Here is a 16,659-nt window from a genome sequence, read left to right on the forward strand (position 1 = left end):
TGGTTTTGAGATAGAATTAAGGTATACAATCAGCATAGGTATTTTAGAGGGTGTTCTTATGTCTTATGGGCTTATCATCGTTTTGATGATTATCCTTGGCATCGGCTTATGGCATACTAAAAAGTATCACCGGGCCGTGGTCAACCAGGTTGCTCACGTATGGATTACGAAAAATGCCTTTGAACACACGGCGTTAGGGATGGCGATAGTCAGCCCTGATTGCCGTTTCCTGAAAGTCAACCGGGCCTATGGGGAGATTACCGGCTATACGCGGCCAGAGTTGTTGAAGATGGCTGTTAAAGAACTGACTCACCCGGAAGATCAGGAAAAAGATACTCCCTACCTTCAAGAAGTCTTTGCCGGCAATATCCATTCCTTTACCACGGTTAAGCGCTATATCCATAAAAATGGCAGCACCATTTGGGTCAGATCAACTATTTCCGCCGTCCGCACCGAACGGGGCAACCTCAAGTATTTTGTCGCCCAGATCCAGGATATGACCATTGCCAAAAATGCCGAGGATGAGCTGCGTAAGTCCCGGGATAATGCTGAAGTCCTGGCCCGTACCGATTATCTGACCAAGACCCTGAACCGCAGGGCTTTTATCGAACGGCTTCAGGAAGAGTTGGAACGAACCAAGCGCACTCAGGAAGGCTTTGCTATGATCTTGGTCGATATTGACTATTTTAAGAAAGTCAACGACCAATTTGGGCATTTGGCAGGAGATTATGTTCTTCAGAAATTTGCGGATTGCTTAAGCAATAACGTAAGGCCTTATGATTTTATCGGGCGTTACGGAGGAGAAGAGTTTATTATTTGTTTGCCGGATACCGATGTTGAGCAGGCTGCCCTGGTGGCGGAACGCATGAGGGAAAGTGTGGAAGCCCTTGAGGTAGATTATCTGCATGCCCAGATTAAAGTCACAGGCAGCTTTGGAGTAGCGGTTTACGACAGCCATTCCTCCGATACCCTTGACGAGCTCATAGAAAAAGCCGATGGGGCCATGTATGTGGCCAAGAACCATAAAAACACGGTCTATCAGTGGGTGTCATAAGAAATTTTTTATCTGAAAAATTTTATTGATTCCCTCGCCATAGTATGATAAGATGTTCTAAACTGTTGATGGGGAAGTAAAACCGCAAGACCAGCTTTAAAGAGAGCCGGGGAAGGTGGAAGCCTGGCAAGTAACGGAGCGGGTAAATGGGCCCCTGAGGGCGGAGCGAAAAGCAATGAGTAGCTTACGACGCATAGCCAGCGTTATTGGGCTAAGGGTGTGATGGCACCCTGCAAGAGAGGATGTATGGTTTATTCATGCATCAATTAAGGTGGTACCGCAGGTTATACGCCTGTCCTTAAGTTTTGACTTAGGGGCAGGCGTTTTTGCTTTGGTACGGCCTGATCCCGGACATTTCCGCGGATGGAAGGGATATTGCAGGGAAGAACCCTCGATCTTAATCTTAATCAAAAGAAAGAGTGGAGGAATCTTCAAATGAAAAAGAAATTTGCGGTGATGTTAAGCGGACTATTAGCCCTATCGTTACTTCTCACAGGCTGTGGTTCGGCACAAGGAAAAGCGGATAGCGGCAAAAAAACCGTAGGGATTGTGCAAATTGTGGAACACCCTTCCCTGAATACCATTCGTGAGGCCACGATTGCCGAACTGGCAGCCCAGGGATTTAAAGATGGCGAAAACATCATCATTGATTATAAAAATGCCCAAGGGGATCAAACCAATCTCAAAACCATCGCCCAGCAATTTGTCAAAAATAATTATGATTTGATCATTGCTATCGCCACCCCCTCAGCCCAAGCGGTAGTCAGTGAGACCAAGGAGATTCCCATCGTATTTTCAGCAGCCACCGATCCTGTGGGTTCAGGGCTTGTCAGCGACATGGAAAAACCCGGCGGCAATGTGACCGGCACCTCGGACCGGGTTTCCGCCGAGAAGATCATGGAATTGGCAGAGCAAATCACCCCGGGGATCGAAACCGTCGGAGCCCTGTACAACACCAGTGAGACCAATTCCGTTTCCGTAATCGATAATCTCAAGGAATATGCTGCCCGGAAAAATATCCAGGTAGTTGAGGCCACAGTAACCAATAGCTCCGAGGTGCTCCAGGCCGTCAATTCCCTGACCGGCAAAGCCGATGCCATCTTCATTCCGATCGATAACGCTGTGGCCAGTGCCATGCCCGCAGTAGCCCAATCCGCCAACAAAGCGCAAATCCCCGTTTATGTGGGAGCAGACTCCATGGTTAAAGACGGAGGCCTGGCCACTTATGGCATCAACTACACTGTGCTTGGTCAAGAAACCGCTAAAATGGCGGCCGAAATTCTCAACGGGAAAAAACCCGGCGATATCCCCGTAAAATCCATGACCGATATGGACATTTACCTCAATCAAAAAACAGCCGATACCATCGGCATAACCATCCCGGAAGACGTTCTCCAGAAAGCTGCCGAGGTCTTTACCGAATAAAACGGGACCTGTCCCCTTGGTTCACACAACTGTTAAAGGAGAGACCATCACCTTATGAGTATCTTAGCCTTGCAAGGCTCCTTTGAACTGGGAATAATCTATGCCATCATGGCCCTGGGGGTATTCTTATCCTTTCGTACCTTGAACATGCCCGATTTGACGGTGGACGGGAGCTTTGTCACAGGGGCGGCCATCTCTGTTGTTTTATGCATGAGCGGCCACCCTTTCCTCGGGCTGCTGCTGGCCTTTGTTTTTGGCTGCGGTGCCGGGTGCATCGCCGCCTTTCTCTACACCAAACTCAAGATTCAGGCCCTGCTGGCAGGGATTCTGGCTATGCTGGCCCTCTACTCCATTAATTTAAAGATTCTCAGCGGCCGGGCCAATATCGCCCTTTTAAACAAGGCCACTGTCTTCAGTGAATTTGAAAAGATAATGAGCGGAGAATACAGCCGGCTGACCCTTGCCCTGCTGGTGATGCTTCTCTGCCTGATCCTGCTTTTTCTTTTTCTGAATACCCGTTTGGGCTTCCTGGTAAGGGCTACAGGAGATAACGATCAAATGGTCAGAGCTTTAGGTGTGAATACGGATCTGACCGTATTTGTCGGTCTGGCCGGGGCCAATGGCTTTGTAGCCCTCTCCGGGGCTATGATCGCCCAATACCAATCCTTTGTGGATGTAAGCATGGGTGTGGGCATGGTGGTTATCGGGTTGGCTTCCGTGATCATCGGTGAAGTGGTTTTCGGAATACGGACCCTGCTGCGCCGGCTCATTGCCGTGGTTTTGGGCTCCGTACTCTATCGCCTGATTATTGCCTTTGCTCTGGAATTAGGAATGCCGGCTACCGATCTCAAACTGGTATCCGCCATTATCGTGGCCTTAGCTATGTCCACTCCTGTTTTGAAAAAGCAGTTTGCGGTCATGAAACGTAAGTTTTTTTCTCACCGGGGAAGCAGCAAAGGGAATGGGCAGTGGCAGTGAAAGGAGTGAAGGAGCGCATGCTTAAGCTCAGAGGAGTCGGCAAAACCTTTGGCATCGGAAGCAGCAATGAAAAGAGGGCTCTGGACCATATAGACCTTTCCTTGCAGTCCGGTGAATTTGTGACGGTCATCGGTGGCAACGGAGCAGGAAAATCCACCCTCTTTAACTGTATTTCCGGAGTCTATGAAATAGAGGAAGGGCAGATTTTGCTTGATGACCTGGATATTACCTATCATCCCGAATATAAACGTTCCAGGATGATTGGCAGAGTTTTTCAGGATCCCCTCAAAGGCACTGCCTTTGATATGACCATTGAACAGAACTTAGCCATTGCCCTGGCCAAAGGGCAGCCTGTCAGCCTGCGCCCCGGGGCAACCAAAAAGGAATTGGCCCTGCTTAGAGAACGGCTTGCTGTACTGGATCTTGGCTTAGAGGATCGTATGAAGCATAAGGTCGGGCTTTTATCCGGAGGGCAGAGGCAAGCCTTAACCCTGCTGATGGCCACCTTGGTTAAGCCTAAAATTTTGCTGCTGGATGAACATACCGCAGCTCTTGATCCCGCGATTGCCAAAAAGGTGATGGTCTTGACCCGTCAGATCGTCGAAGAGGATAAGCTGTGCACCCTGATGATCACCCATAATATGAAGGCTTCCCTGGAATTTGGCTCACGGACGATGATGATGCATGAAGGAAGAATCATCATGGACCTTCAGGGGGAGGAAAGACGGCAAATGACTGTGGACCACCTCATCGAGCAGTTTGAGAAGCGCAGTGGGACCGAGTTGGCTAACGACCGCATGCTCCTGGCCTGAAAATAAATAAAATCCTATAAAAAAGGACGAAATCATAAGCATGATTCAGCAAAACAAGTCTATCCTGCAATAATGTGCCGGTTTACCCTTTTATCTCTTTAGCGTATTAAAGTAAAATAGCATCAAGATATAGTGAGAGAGAAGGGGTTGTTCCTAATGAAGAAGTGGGTAGCAGTTGCCATGACTGTCCTTATGTCAGGATTATTATTAGCGGGTTGTGGAAGCTCCAGCAGTGCGGGAGACGCCAATGAGCCGGGCAAGGCGAATACAGAGCCGGAAAAAGGCGCCGTACAGCAAAAGATTGTCATCGGGCTGGACGATACCTTTGCTCCGATGGGCTTTAGAGATGACGGCGGCAATCTGGTGGGCTTCGATGTCGATATGGCCAAAGAAGTGGCCTCACGCCTGGATATGGAAGTTGAGTTCAAGCCCATCGACTGGAACAGCAAAGAAGTGGAGCTTAACAGCAAAAAGATTGATATGATTTGGAACGGGCTGACCATCACCAAAGAAAGATTGGAGAAAATAGCTTTTTCCAAGCCCTATATGGCCAATCGTCAGATCGTCGTTGTTCTGTCCGGTTCAGACATTAAGACCAAAGCAGATTTAGCCGGTAAGGTCGTCGGTACCCAGGAAGGAAGCTCCAGTGTGGATGCCCTCAATGCCGAACCCGAAGTGACAGGCACCTTTAAGGAGTTAAGAACCTATGCGGACTTTGTGGCGGTTTTAAATGAATTGTCCATCGGCCGGGTTGAGGCTGTGGTTGGGGATGAAGTTGTTTTAAAGTATTACATGAACAAAAAGCCGGGTACGTTTACAGCTATTGAGGATAATTTTGGCGAAGAAGAATACGGTGTTGGTTTGCGCAAAGATGACACCGAGCTCTTAGGCAAGCTTCAAGGGGCCTTGGATGCTATGAAGGCGGACGGTAAGTCCGCTGAAATCTCCAAGAAGTGGTTCGGAGAAGATATCGTCAAGTAACAGGAACCAAGGGAAGGGTAGGGAACGCCTCCTGGCATAGAGGCGCTCCCTACCCTTTGAAAACTCATGAGGAGAGAAGTCATGGACTATATTTTGCAAATACTGGGCCCCATGTTAAACGGTACAGGAGTCACTTTAAAAATGTTCTTCGTCACCATCGTCATGTCCGTACCCTTGGGATTGATGCTTAGCCTGGGCCGTATATCCCGGTTTGGAGTGCTTCGCTCAGCGATAGGGGTCTATATATGGGTTTTTAGAGGCACCCCTCTCATGCTTCAGCTCTTATTTGTCTATTTTGGCCTGCCCTTTATTCCGGTTATTGGGGAAATTCTTATTCTCACAGATTTTCAAGCCGCCATACTGGCTTTCGTCCTGAATTATGCCGCTTATTTTGCAGAAATTTTCCGGGCGGGAATTCAGTCTATCGAACGTGGGCAATATGAGGGAGCCAGGGCTTTGGGCATGACCTATGGTCAGCTCATGCGCCGCATTATCCTTCCTCAAGTCGTTAAACGGGTACTGCCGCCGGTAAGCAATGAGACCATCACCCTGGTCAAAGACACCTCCCTGATTTATGTACTGGCCATGAATGATTTGCTGCGTACTACGAGAGCCCTGGTTCAGAGAGACTTTACCATGACCCCCTTTATCGTCGCCGGAGTGTTCTATCTGCTGATGACCCTGGTTCTGACCTGGGGCTTCCAAAGGCTTGAGAAACGCTATGCGGCCTATGATGAATAGGGAAAGAAGGTGAATGGAATGAAAATGATCAGTGCCTTAAATATTGAGAAGAACTTCGATAAGCTGGAAGTTCTCAAAGGAGTCTCCCTGGAAGTGTTCAAGGGAGAAGTAGTAGCTGTCATCGGCCCTTCCGGCTCAGGCAAAAGCACTTTTTTACGCTGCCTGAACCGGCTGGAAATGATTGACGGAGGAAGCATCACCATCGAAGGGGATGAATTGGTCTCCACCACGGCAGAAGGAAAAGTGGCTTATGCAGAAGAATCCCAAGCGCGCATGATCTGCCGCAGAATGGGCATGGTCTTTCAGCAGTTTAACCTGTTTCCTCATCTCACCGTTTTAGAAAATGTTATTGAAGCCCCCTTAACGGTTAAAGGGGTAAAAAAAGACGAGATCATCCCTGTAGCCAAGGAATTGCTTGGCAAGGTGGGCCTTCTCGATAAGCTGGATTGCTATCCGTCCAGGCTGTCCGGCGGGCAGAAACAACGGGTAGCCATCGCCCGCGCTTTGGCCATGAATCCTGATATTATGCTTTTTGATGAACCCACTTCAGCCCTTGATCCCGAATTGACCGGTGAAGTGCTGAAGGCTATGCGGCAGTTAGCTGAAGAGCATATGACTATGATTGTGGTGACCCATGAAATGAGCTTTGCCCGTGAAGTAGCCAATCGCGTTATCTTCATGGACAAGGGAGAGATCGTCGAACAAGGGGACCCGGAAGCCGTGTTTGGAGATCCTAAGCAGCAAAGGACCCAGGCTTTTCTCAATCACATGAGCGCCAAGTAGACACTATTCACCAATAAGAATGTTCAGGCCAGCAAATAATTTTTGCTGGCATTCTTTTATCAGGAGACAATATAATTACTTATGGTGAAAAAAAGGATTATTTAAGAATATGGCGAATTATCAGAGGAATTAGGAATTACTTATTATTTGGTTGATATTAGAATAATTATAAAAAACTGCTAAAAAACTATTTTTGATCTATAGCGATTTAAGTGATGTTTAGAACAAGCATAAGGGCTAAGCCGAAAGGGAGAGTGAGTGGCTTGAAAAAATTTGTTCAGATCTTTACCAAGCTGTTCATGAGCCATGCCCCTTTGATTCTCTCCCTATTGGGTATCTTACTGTGGCTCTTAGCCTATTTTATTTATTGGTTTTTCCCTCTGCATCAGGCACGCTGGGTTTGGCTGTCCGTCGTGGTCGTTTTAATTTTTAATGGCATCTCCCTGGGTGAATTTGTTAAGACTTTGGCGGTTAAGGGGTATACAGACTCCATGACGGGGTTGCCCAATAAGGGTTTTATGTACCTGCGCCTGAATATTGATATGGAAAAATACGCAAAGCAAGAAAAAGAATACTCCCTGGCCATGATTGATATCGATCGCTTTAAGAATATCAACGATACTTATGGCCATCTTGCCGGGGATAAGGTGATTAAGGAAGTCGCCGGGCTCCTGCGTAAAAATGTCAGGGCCAGTGATGAAGTCATCCGCTGGGGCGGCGAAGAGTTTGCGATTTTATTGCCTGAAACCAGCGAAGAGGGAGCGGCTAATCTCATTGAGAGAATCCGCAACCTTATGGAAAATCATGACTTTGGCCCGGAGATAGCTTCCCAAAAAGTAACCTTTAGTGCAGGCGTGGTTTCTTATAAGAAGCTGGAAGAAGTCAAAGCCAGAGAGAACAGGCTTACCAACAATACGGATCTCATCGTAAATTTCTCCGACCAGGCTTTGTACCAGGCCAAGAAGACCCGCAATACCGTCTGGCGCTTTAGTCAAGGGATTATTGCTTAAGGATTTGTTGACAATTTTGCTTATAAGCTTTTAGAGGGACTGGACCCTGAATGGGTTTAGTCCCTTTATTATTCATCAAAAATTGGTTTAAGCCCACACCATAAGCTGATGAACCAATACGAAAAACCGCTCTCCTTGAGGGCGGTTTAATTATATGTGGAAAACTTTCCACATATGCGGCTAAAAATAAAGGCTGCTCTTATTCCGCCTCATTAAAGTGCGTTGATTCCAGATCAATGGGTTTGCTTTTATGTAAAGGTTGTTTTGCCAACTTAGAATAATCAGTGGACAAGAGAAATGCTGCGTTAGCCATAAGAATCTGCTGCTCCATACCATTCATGAGATTGAACATCTCGATTAACCTTTCGTGTTCAGCATTTAGATAAATGGGCAGAGCCGGTGTATTTCCGGTTAATAACCAATCGGCTGAAACATTGAAAAATGAGGAGATTTCATAAATGAATATAGCCGACGGCATAACCTCACCATTTTCGATCCGTCCCAAATTTGCGCGAGAAATACTGGGAAGATGTCTTGAAAGATCCGCTAAGGACAATTTGCCATTTTTTCTAAGCTGTTTGATTCTGGTGCCTAGAGCTTTTTTAAATGATTCAGCATTCATAAACTTTCCTCCATCCAATACGGTGCAGAGATATAAGACGTACAATTGTCTAATATTTGCGCTATTATCTATTGTATCGTCCCACATATGAGCCTATAATATTCATAGGGAAATTCTTCCGCAAGACAAGTGTAATACAGCACCAGCTAAGGTACAATGGTTGAATTTGTCGGTATCTGGTAAAGAAAAAATGTGACACCTGAAGATCTGTGTAAACCGATGCTGCCGAAATGGAAAATTTATCTCATATATGGGAGGTAGTGATCTGTGCGCTTAAAAGAACTGACCCCGTTCGGAGTTGAAGTGAAAAAGAGACTAATCGACAGGCGAATGAGCAACAGCGAATTTTGCAAGAAGTACAACATACCCATGAACCGCTTCAGCGAAATTCTCTACGGCAGCCGCCCCGGCAATAAATACCGGGACAGGATAGCTGCGCTGCTGGGGATTGAAGAAGCGGCCTAGCCTGACAGTAATGATGTTCTAGGCTCAAAGAGATGAAGAAGGTAAATGTCGTAATATGTCGCAAAAAGAATTATCTGGTAATTAAAGATAGTATTGACATATTTATAGTAGTATTAAATAATAAATCGTGTAGCAAAAGAGAGTGAGTGATTACTTACCTGGCTTGAGGATGTAACTTAAAATCGATTAGATACAGGGGTTTCCCGATGAAAGGATCAAATCATGAGGAAGAGTAGTATATTGGCCCGGAATAAAACCATTGCTAAAAACGAAAAGAAACACAATCCTGGCGAAAGTTATGCATTAAAGAACCTGCAAAGACGCTTTCAAGTATTAGTGCAAGACTCTCATGATGTGTTTGAGATTATCAACTCTGATGGGACCATTCAATACATAAGCCCTGCTGTTGAAAAGATACTCGGTTACAAACCCGAAGAGCGGATAGGTAAGCCGGCCTACGAACTTCTTGAACCAACAGAAAAATATAAATTTAAGCAGATGCTGAGTTTAGCCTTCAATCATCCTGATCAAGTGGTGCAAGAGGAAATAAAGATAAAGACGAAAGCGGGACAGGAAATTATCTTATCCTGCGATATGCGCAATAAGCTATCGGAACCCTCCATACAAGGGGTAATCCTCAATTGGCGAGTGTCTTCTTCAGATCGCAACAGAGAGGATAGCCAGGCCAAAGCCCCGGCAACCCTGGATGAACTGACCAGGCTTCCCGCTCGGGGCGCCTTTGAATCACTGCTGAGCCAGCATATGGCGGAGGCCAGGGGAGAAGAAGCCTTGGCACTGATCATTGTGGACATTGATCGATTCAAATACATCAACAGCTACTTAGGCTATGAGCATGGGGACCAGTTGCTCAGGCAAATCAGCCGGCGTCTGCGCTTGCTGTGCACGGATCAGGTGCTGCTTTGCCGCTTTTCCGGGGACCAGTATGCCATAGTGGCTGCCCGGGGAGAGGGGCAGGATGATTATCTCCCTTTGGTTGAAGAGGTTCTGCGCCTTTTTGATGCCCCCTTTATAGTGGATGAGCATAAACTGGATATTAGTGTGAGCCTGGGTATTAGTCTCTATCCTCATGATGCCCAAGATAGTGAGACTCTTGTTAAGTCTGCTTACGCCGCTTTATTACGGGGCAAAGCGGCCGGCAAAAAGCACTACCAATTTTATTCAGCTGATGTGGAGCATAAGAATTACAGAGAATTTCTCCTGCGCCGTGACATGCAGAAGGCCCTTAAGGAAGGTCAGTTTGCGGTGCATTATCAACCTATAGTCAATCTATATACCAATGAAGTCCTGGCCGTAGAGGCTTTGCTGCGCTGGAAACACCCTTTATGCGGAATGATTTCCCCCGCTGAATTTATCCCGATCATGGAAGAAACCGGTTTTATAGTGGATATGGGAAAATGGCTGTTGGAAGAAGTATGCCGCAGCCATAAGCAATGGCAAAAGGAAGGACTGCCTCCCCTTAAAGTATCCATCAATTGCTCCTCCGTGCAGTTTGCGGAGGAGTGCTTTGTGGAGAGCATCCAGGCCATTCTTGACAAGATGCAGCTCGATCCCCGCTATCTCATTATAGAAATCACGGAAAGTGTCCTCATCGATAATGCCAAGAAGGTCATTGCCGATCTGCAAAAACTTCAGGAGATCGGCATTTTGGTTGCCGTGGATGACTTCGGTACAGGTTTTTCATCCTTATCGTATTTGCTTACCTTTAATATAGATATTATAAAAATCGACAGCTCCTTTATACAGAACATCCCTACCAATAAAACCAGCACGATTATTACCCATTCTGTGATCAATCTGGCTCGTGAACTCAATATCAAGCTGGTGGCCGAGGGAATTGAAAGTCCGGAGCAGCTGTCCCACCTGAAGCGGTTCAACTGTCACACCGGTCAGGGGTATCTCTATAGTAAGCCCATACCACAGCATCAGCTTGCTGAAATTATGGCCAATAAAAAATGCGAGCCCCAAATCAACGCCGAGGCTCTGGGGATTTAATTAAAATGAAATTGGAGGACTGTGTGTTGAAAAGTATCAGAACACAACTGGTCATTTATTTTTCCATACTTGTATTGCTATCATCTTTAGCCCTGGGATATCTGTCTTTAGCCAAGGCCAGCAATGCCCTGACGGCTGAAGCAGAAAAAGCTTTAGGCACCCTTGCCGCCGACTCGGCTAAACTCACGGAAAGCCGCTTGGAAACCCAAAAGAAAACCTTGGAGATGATCGCCTTAAGGGAAGATATGCAAACCATGGATTGGCAGGTACAACAACCTATCTTGCAAAGACAACTCCCCAACACCAATTTTCTTGATCTTGGGGTCGTTCAGCTGGACGGTTCCGTCAGCTATTCCGATGGGTCAACCAACCAACTGGGAGACCGGGACTATGTGCAAAAGGCCTTAAAAGGGGAAACCAATGTATCCGACCTGATCATCAGCAGGGTGACCAACAGCCTGGTTATTATGTATGCCACACCGATTGTCAACGAAGGGAAAGTGGTGGGGGCATTGATCGGGCGCCGTGACGGCAATGCTTTAAGCCTGATCGCGGAAGACACAGGATATGGTCAAAATGGTTATGGATATATGGTTAATAGCCAGGGAACGGTTATTGCCCACCCGGACAGGGAAAAAGTGTTCGCTCAATTCAATCCTATCGAAGCAGTCAAAGAGGACCAAAGTTTAATGTCCACGGCGACGATGATTGAAAACCTGCTGCAGAGCGGTCAGGGAGTCAGCTCCTATACTTATAACGGTCAGGACTTATATGCGGGATATGCTCCTATTCAGGGCAGCGATTGGACCTTCGTTATTACGGCCAGTCAGGAAGAAGTTCTGTCAGCCATCCCTGCTCTCCAAAAGGATATTTTAGTTACCGGAGTGATTATTTTTTTCATAGCTATGGGCTTTGTCACCCTGATTGGAAATTCTCTGGCTAAGCCCATTATGAAAGTGACGGAGAGTGCCGAGAGAATTGCCCGCTTGGATGTGACCCAGGATGTACCTGAAGGGTTGCTCAAAAAAGCCAATGAGATCGGAGCCTTGGCCAAAGGAATCCAAGTCATCACCGCCAGCCTGAGAGAGTTTATAGGGGACGTCAAAGAGTCCTCTGAGAAAGTCGCCGCTGTGTCTGTGCAGCTGACAGCGTCAACCCAGCAAAGTGCCATCACTGCGGAAGAAGTATCGAGAGCAGTTACGGAAATTGCCAGAGGAGCATCCGAGCAAGCCGGCAATACGGAAGAGGGAGCGCTGAAAGCCGTCCGTCTCGGACAAGCCATTGAGAAAGATCTTGAGTTGGTGGAAGCCTTAAATGTGGCATCGAACAGGGTTTCCGCTGTTGTGGAGGAAGGCCTGCAAGAGATCGATAACCTCACCCGTATCTCTCAGGAAAACAACGGAGCCACTGAGGAAATCCGTCAAGTAATTTTTAAAACCAATGAAAGTTCCCAAAAGATTGAGCAAGCCAGCAATGTCATTGCTTCCATAGCAGAACAGACCAATCTCCTGGCCTTGAACGCAGCTATCGAAGCAGCCCGGGCAGGGGAAGCCGGACGGGGATTTTCCGTGGTGGCCGAAGAGATTCGCAAGCTGGCTGAGCAATCTTCCGCTTCCACTAAATCCATTGATCTCATGGTGAAGGAGCTGCAAAATAACTCTCAGGATGCGGTCAAAAACATGGAGAGAGTATCCCAGATAGCCAAGGAACAAGCGGGAAGCGTTATGACCTGCCAGGATAAATATCGGGTGATTGCCCAATCCATGGAGGAAGCTATCCAGGCCGTGAACGAGCTCAATGCTTCGGAAGCGGCAATGGACAAAATTAAGGATGACATCCATTCCACATTACAAGCTCTCTCGGCTATCGCCGAAGAGAATTCTGCCGCCACAGAGGAAGTCACCGCTTCCATGGAAGAGCAAACCGCATCTGTCCAGGAAATCGCGGCTTCCAGTGAAGGGCTGTCAGAATTAGCCCAAAGTCTTCAAACGGTTATCATGAAATTTAAACTATAAAGCAGCTGGTCTTTGGAAAAATGTGCTACAATGAAGAAAGGTTACGAGTTTTGACGAAATAAGGAGAATTGATGTGGATAGCAATCTTATACACAGAAAAGAGAGCCTGGTCATTACAGCTATCTCCCTGATCAATGAAAAGGGCTTGCAAGGCCTTTCCACAAGAGAAGTGGCCAAACGGGAAGGGGTTTCCGAAGCCACTATCTTCAAGCATTTTAAATCGAAAAACGAACTCGTATCAGCCGTTCTTGAGCACTCTTCCCAATATGATCATGCTTTGTTGGAAGCAGCCCTGACGAAGGACTTAACTCCCAAAGAGAAGGTTCTTCATCTTATCGACAGCTATATAACCTACTGTGAGAACTATCCGGAAATTACGGCGATCCTTCTGGCCTACAATGGCTTGTTGTACGAAGAAGAGCTTAAGGACAAGGTTATGGAGATTATTTGCCGACGGTCAAAAGACATCCAATCTTTAATTCATAGCTCCATCGCAATGGGTGAACTGAATCCATCCGTTCATAGTGAAAGTTTAACCAATATCATTCTGGGGATGCTCCATGAGATCATTCTCAAGTGGCGAATGGCGGAGTTCAGCTTTTCCTTGCGGGAGCAGACTCTTGCTTCGGCAACCATGCTTTTAGAGGCTTTCACCATGAGACATGAAGCCAAACTATAGAGAGGAGATAGAGAAGGGTGGATTCCAGGCTGCATTTAGTGGATAATCTCCCAGCCCTGCTCTGGAGCAGCGACCGGGCAGGAAACTATGACTATGTTAATCAGGCCTGGTTGGAATTCACGGGGCTGACCTTTGCGGAAGTCCGTGGTGAGGGTTGGTTGAGCTGTGTTCATCCTGAAGATTCTCCGGGGGTCATGAACGTGCTGGAGCATAGCCGCAGACATAAGGCGCCCTTTGAGGCGGAGTACCGTTTGCGGCGGTATGATGGGGAATACCGTCATTGCCTGAGCCGTGGTCAGCCTTATGATGATCCTAAGGGAGAGCTGGCCGGCTACACCGGTGTGATCATAGATATCACAGAGCGCAAAGCAGCGGAAATTATGACACGAGAAAACGCAGAAAAATTCAGGGAGATTTTTAATCGCATTACGGACTGCGTGTTTATCCATGAAGTTAAGGATGATGGACAGATCGGCAAAATTCAGGAAGTCAATGATATGGCTTGTGAGCTTATTGGCTTGACCAGGGCGGAGATTATCGATCTAAGCCGAGAGGTGATCAAAGTCAAGAGCCCTCTGACACTGGCCAATGAGTTCACCCAGAAATTATTGAGCAAAAATTACCTGGTTTTTGAAGGAATGCTCTTGACCCATCAGGGCAAGGAGATCCCTGTGGAAGTCAAGGCCCATTACCATGTCTTAAACGGCCGCAGGATGCTGCTTTCCATTGCCAGGGATATCAGCAATCAAAAACGGATCCATAAAATCTTATTGGCAAGCCATAATAAATACCGCCAGCTTTTTGATAACATCACCGATGCGGTTTTTGTCTATGAACTGCAAAAGGATGGCTATCCCGGGCTGTTGATCGAAATAAACGAAAAGGCCAGGAGGCTTATGGGTTATCATGAAGAAACATTCATGTTTTCTGCAGGACCCTGTATCCGGCCATCCTCACCTCAATTAACCCTGGACGACGTGTGGCAAAGCCTGGAAAGAACCCATTCAGCAAGTTTCGAAGGGATCTGTACCAATCTGGAGGGCGAGGATATTCCCGTCGAAGTCAATTGCCATACCTTCCCTTTAAACGGCAGCAAGGTGATGCTGACCCTTCTTCGCGATATTACCGAGAGAAAGCAAATCGAACAGGAACGCAAACGGACTGAGGCGGAGTTTCAGCAGGCCAAGGAGAAGGCTGAAGCAGCCAATCGGGCCAAAAGTGAATTTCTGGCCAATATGAGTCATGAAATTCGTACACCGATCAATGGGATCATCGGCATGATCGATCTCACCCTCTTAACCTCCTTAGAGAAGACCCAAAGGGAGAATCTGAAGATTGCCAAAAACTGCGCTTACTCTCTGTTCAAAATCATCAATGATATTTTGGATTTTTCCAAAATCGAAGCCGGAAAACTAACGGTTGAAGAGATTGAATTTAACCTTAAGGAAGTCATCGAACAGATTATCAAAACCCATAGTCCTGAAGCTGAACGCAAAGGTCTGGATTTGGCCTACACCCTCTCGGCCAACCTCCCCGATTACTATAAAGGAGATCCGGAACGGATTAAGCAAGTCCTCAATAACCTGCTCAGCAATGCTCTCAAGTTTACCGAGCGGGGAGAGGTTTCCCTGGCGGTCAAACGCCTGCAAGGGGACGAGGACGTTTCGGATTTAAAATTTACTGTCATGGACACGGGAATCGGCATAGCCGAAGAGGATCAGCTGCATCTTTTTGAAGAGTTTAACCAAGTGGACGGCTCCATTACCCGCAAATATGGAGGAACCGGTTTAGGGTTAGCCATATCCAGAAAACTGGTTGAAATGATGGGGGGAAGAGTCTGGGTCGAAAGTGAAAAAGGGAAGGGGAGTTCCTTTGGCGTTGTTTTAAGGCTGAAACATGGCGACAAAGACACGCTGCGCTTCAAGTCCACCCAGAATAACGATCAGTCAAGGGAAGGATCAACCGCAAGGTCTTACCGAATCCTTTTAGCTGAAGATCATATCGTGAATTCCATCGTCATCACGGAAATGCTCAAAATCCAAGGCCATCGGGTGGATATCGCCATGGATGGAGAAGAGGCCTTAGCCCTTTATCACCAAAATCCTTATGATGTCATCCTGATGGACATTCAGTTGCCCCGTCTGGATGGGATCGAAGTGACGAAAAGAATTCGGGCAAGTGAAGGGGCTCAAAGCCGCACTCCGATCATTGCTTTAACCGCCTACGCCTTGCAAGGGGATCGGGAAGGATTTCTCCAGGCCGGTATGGATGAATACATCCCCAAGCCCGTAATGATGGAGGAGCTGATCATGGTCTTGGATAGAGTGGTGACCAAGTTCGCTTCCCCGGAGGGCCAAACCCAGCAGGAAGAGGTTGTTATTACCGATGAGGGTGTCTATTTCAAGGATATGCCCTCCTCCCCGGAGAGCGTCAATAAGGACCTTGAACTCAGCGAAATGGCCTATGATTTTAAAAAACTGCGCATCGCCCTCCACAATGGCGACAGTGTCGCTCTGGAGCATATCGCCCATCGCATCAAAGAACGGTGTTCCGTAATCGGAGCCCATAAATTAAAGGCCCTGGCCTTTAAGATTGAACTGGCCGCCCGACGTGGCAATCCCGGGGAAGCAAAGGACTATCTGCACGATTTGGATAGTGAATACAATCAATTGAGTGGAGGAATGTTGAATGAAAATACTCGTAGCTGAAGATGATTTAGCCAGCAGCGCTTTTTTGGTCCAATTCCTCACCCAATATGGAGAAGTCGACCGGGCGGTGGATGGCTTGGAAGCACTTGAAGCCTATTCCATGTGCAGGCAGGAGCTGAGGCCTTATGACATCATCTTTCTGGATATCATGATGCCCAAAGTCGATGGAGTCACGGTCTTAAAGGCCATAAGAAATTATGAAACCAAAAAGAGGGTTAAACCGGAAAATAAAACCAAGGTTATCTTGACCAGCGCCTTAACAGAAACCGATTATGTCAAAAAAGCCAGGGAAGTCGGTTACGAAGGCTGCCTATCCAAACCCCTCGATACACAAGAAGTCCACAATATCATGCAGCAACTCATATGAATCAAG

The 16,659-nt window shown here is 47.1% G+C and carries 15 protein-coding genes and 1 other annotated feature; of the genes, 14 read left to right on the forward strand and 1 reads right to left on the reverse strand.

Features of this window, described 5'->3' with window-relative positions; all coding sequences use genetic code 11:
- The first annotated feature begins 58 nt into the window (after positions 1–58).
- The 8 genes from DESLBE_RS19975 to DESLBE_RS20010 all read left to right on the forward strand — a co-directional run bounded on the left by DESLBE_RS19975 (position 59) and on the right by DESLBE_RS20010 (position 7,784).
- Positions 59–1,054, forward strand: a complete 996-nt coding sequence (locus DESLBE_RS19975) for a GGDEF domain-containing protein (RefSeq protein ID WP_011461076.1) — start codon at positions 59–61, stop codon at positions 1,052–1,054.
- A gap of 56 nt (positions 1,055–1,110) precedes the next feature.
- Positions 1,111–1,357 (forward strand) — a binding site (T-box leader).
- Between the two features lie 132 nt (positions 1,358–1,489).
- On the forward strand, positions 1,490–2,479 hold the full coding sequence (locus DESLBE_RS19980) for an ABC transporter substrate-binding protein (protein ID WP_015945303.1): 990 nt from the start codon (positions 1,490–1,492) through the stop codon (positions 2,477–2,479).
- Between the two features lie 54 nt (positions 2,480–2,533).
- Positions 2,534–3,457, forward strand: a complete 924-nt coding sequence (locus DESLBE_RS19985) for an ABC transporter permease (RefSeq protein WP_011461074.1) — start codon at positions 2,534–2,536, stop codon at positions 3,455–3,457.
- A gap of 17 nt (positions 3,458–3,474) precedes the next feature.
- Positions 3,475–4,269, forward strand: coding sequence for an ATP-binding cassette domain-containing protein (locus DESLBE_RS19990; protein WP_015945301.1), 795 nt, complete (start codon positions 3,475–3,477; stop codon positions 4,267–4,269).
- A gap of 156 nt (positions 4,270–4,425) precedes the next feature.
- Complete coding sequence (locus DESLBE_RS19995; protein WP_144678042.1) at positions 4,426–5,250, forward strand: amino acid ABC transporter substrate-binding protein; 825 nt, start codon at positions 4,426–4,428, stop codon at positions 5,248–5,250.
- An 81-nt stretch (positions 5,251–5,331) separates the two neighbouring features.
- Complete coding sequence (locus DESLBE_RS20000; protein ID WP_144678043.1) at positions 5,332–5,991, forward strand: amino acid ABC transporter permease; 660 nt, start codon at positions 5,332–5,334, stop codon at positions 5,989–5,991.
- Positions 5,992–6,009: 18 nt separating this feature from the next.
- Positions 6,010–6,774 carry an amino acid ABC transporter ATP-binding protein gene (locus DESLBE_RS20005; protein ID WP_005815786.1) on the forward strand — a complete coding sequence of 255 codons (765 nt, stop codon included), beginning with the start codon at positions 6,010–6,012 and terminating at the stop codon, positions 6,772–6,774.
- Positions 6,775–6,989: 215 nt separating this feature from the next.
- Complete coding sequence (locus DESLBE_RS20010; protein WP_172625464.1) at positions 6,990–7,784, forward strand: GGDEF domain-containing protein; 795 nt, start codon at positions 6,990–6,992, stop codon at positions 7,782–7,784.
- Between the two features lie 199 nt (positions 7,785–7,983).
- On the opposite strand, the gene DESLBE_RS20015 is transcribed toward DESLBE_RS20010, so the two are convergent.
- Positions 7,984–8,406, reverse strand: coding sequence for a helix-turn-helix transcriptional regulator (locus DESLBE_RS20015; protein ID WP_015945297.1), 423 nt, complete (start codon positions 8,404–8,406; stop codon positions 7,984–7,986).
- A 267-nt stretch (positions 8,407–8,673) separates the two neighbouring features.
- Here DESLBE_RS20015 and DESLBE_RS20020 point away from each other — a divergent pair, with 267 nt between their 5' ends.
- The 6 genes from DESLBE_RS20020 (at position 8,674) to DESLBE_RS20045 (ending at position 16,653) form a co-directional block, all read left to right on the forward strand.
- The gene (locus tag DESLBE_RS20020) at positions 8,674–8,871 is read left to right on the forward strand and encodes a hypothetical protein (protein WP_005815779.1); all 198 of its coding nucleotides are present in this window, start codon (positions 8,674–8,676) and stop codon (positions 8,869–8,871) included.
- A 240-nt stretch (positions 8,872–9,111) separates the two neighbouring features.
- On the forward strand, positions 9,112–10,884 hold the full coding sequence (locus tag DESLBE_RS20025; RefSeq protein WP_242869864.1) for a GGDEF domain-containing phosphodiesterase: 1,773 nt from the start codon (positions 9,112–9,114) through the stop codon (positions 10,882–10,884).
- Positions 10,885–10,910: 26 nt separating this feature from the next.
- Positions 10,911–12,899: a methyl-accepting chemotaxis protein gene (locus DESLBE_RS20030; RefSeq protein WP_144678044.1), complete on the forward strand. Its 1,989-nt coding sequence runs from the start codon at positions 10,911–10,913 to the stop codon at positions 12,897–12,899.
- Positions 12,900–12,972: 73 nt separating this feature from the next.
- Positions 12,973–13,578, forward strand: a complete 606-nt coding sequence (locus DESLBE_RS20035) for a TetR/AcrR family transcriptional regulator (RefSeq protein ID WP_018212268.1) — start codon at positions 12,973–12,975, stop codon at positions 13,576–13,578.
- Positions 13,579–13,595: 17 nt separating this feature from the next.
- Positions 13,596–16,286, forward strand: a complete 2,691-nt coding sequence (locus DESLBE_RS20040; RefSeq protein ID WP_144678045.1) for a PAS domain S-box protein — start codon at positions 13,596–13,598, stop codon at positions 16,284–16,286.
- Positions 16,267–16,653 carry a response regulator gene (locus DESLBE_RS20045; RefSeq protein ID WP_144678046.1) on the forward strand — a complete coding sequence of 129 codons (387 nt, stop codon included), beginning with the start codon at positions 16,267–16,269 and terminating at the stop codon, positions 16,651–16,653. The genes DESLBE_RS20040 and DESLBE_RS20045 overlap by 20 nt, the downstream gene beginning before the upstream one ends.
- Positions 16,654–16,659: the final 6 nt, after the last annotated feature.

The sequence above is a fragment of the Desulfitobacterium sp. LBE genome, from assembly GCF_007830365.1.
In the GTDB taxonomy this organism is placed as follows: Bacteria; Bacillota; Desulfitobacteriia; order Desulfitobacteriales; family Desulfitobacteriaceae; genus Desulfitobacterium; species Desulfitobacterium hafniense.